We start from the raw sequence: 933 nt of genomic DNA, 5'->3' as shown, positions 1-933 counted from the left end.
CCGCGCCCGGTGAGCACCTTCGCGTACGCGGTCAGCGCCCCCGGCACCGCCAGCTCGCCGGTGTCGTCGCGCCGGTCGTCGACCAGGAGCAGCTCGACGTCGGCCGGTCCGCCGTCGCCGCCGAGCTGGGCGGCGAGCACCTCCAGCAGGTTGGCCAGGCTCGGGCGCCCCAGCGTCGGCACCACCACGCTGATCACCGGGCACCGCCCAGCGCCCGGCGGTGCACCGCGAACGGCCCCAGGGCGAGCAGGTCCACCGGCGCGGAGCCGAACAGCTCCATGGCCTCGCGCGGGGTGTCCACCATGGGCCGTCCGGCGGTGTTGAGGGACGTGTTCACCACCACCGGCAGGCCGGTGCGCCGCTCGAACTCGGCGAGCAGCTCGGCCACCAGCGGCTCGGTCTCCGGGTGCACGGTCTGCACCCGGGCGGTGCCGTCGACGTGGGTCACCGCCGGGATCCGGTCCCGCCACGCCGGCTTCACCCGGTGCACGAAGAGCATGTAAGGGCTCGGGTAGGTCCCTTCGAACAGGTCCGCGAAGCGTTCCGCGCGCACCATCGGCGCGATCGGGCGGAACTGCTCGCGGCCCTTGACGTCGTTCATCCGGCGGGTGGTGTCCCGGTCGCCGGGGTGGGCGAGCAGCGACCGGTGCCCCAGCGCGCGCGGACCGTACTCGCTGCGCCCCTGGTACCAGGCGACGATGCCGTTGTCGGCGAGCACCCGGGCCGCCTCGGCGGCGATCGACGCCGGCCGGGTGTAGGGCAGCGCGGCCCGACGCAGCTCCGCCTCCAGCTCGGCGTCCGACCAGCCCCGGCCGAGGTCGGCCCCGGTCATCGGGGCGGACCGGTCGCCCAGCTCGCCGGCGACAACCGCCGTGAGGGCGGCCGCGGAAACGCGCCCGTCGAGAAGACCCCGCACCTCGAGCGGGTCGTCGC

1 protein-coding gene and 2 pseudogenes are annotated in these 933 nt (G+C 75.8%); 1 reads left to right on the top strand and 2 read right to left on the bottom strand.

The genetic code is table 11. From position 1 onward, the window contains the following. Positions 1-197 (bottom strand): annotated as a pseudogene (locus HUW36_RS33550) (hypothetical protein); the annotation flags it as partial. Continuing rightward, positions 194-832 (bottom strand): carbamoyltransferase C-terminal domain-containing protein, encoded by a 639-nt coding sequence (locus HUW36_RS33545; RefSeq protein WP_246248456.1) that lies wholly within the window; start codon positions 830-832, stop codon positions 194-196. The gene HUW36_RS33545 and the pseudogene HUW36_RS33550, both read right to left, overlap by 4 nt. Before the next feature lie 27 nt (positions 833-859). On the opposite strand from HUW36_RS33545, the pseudogene HUW36_RS33540 reads away from it, so the two are divergent. Continuing rightward, positions 860-933: pseudogene (locus HUW36_RS33540) on the top strand (30S ribosomal protein S5); the annotation flags it as partial.

The organism is Micromonospora maritima (genome assembly GCF_902825405.1).
GTDB lineage: Bacteria > Actinomycetota > Actinomycetes > Mycobacteriales > Micromonosporaceae > Micromonospora > Micromonospora maritima.
This window is presented reverse-complemented; position numbering and strand designations above follow the sequence as displayed.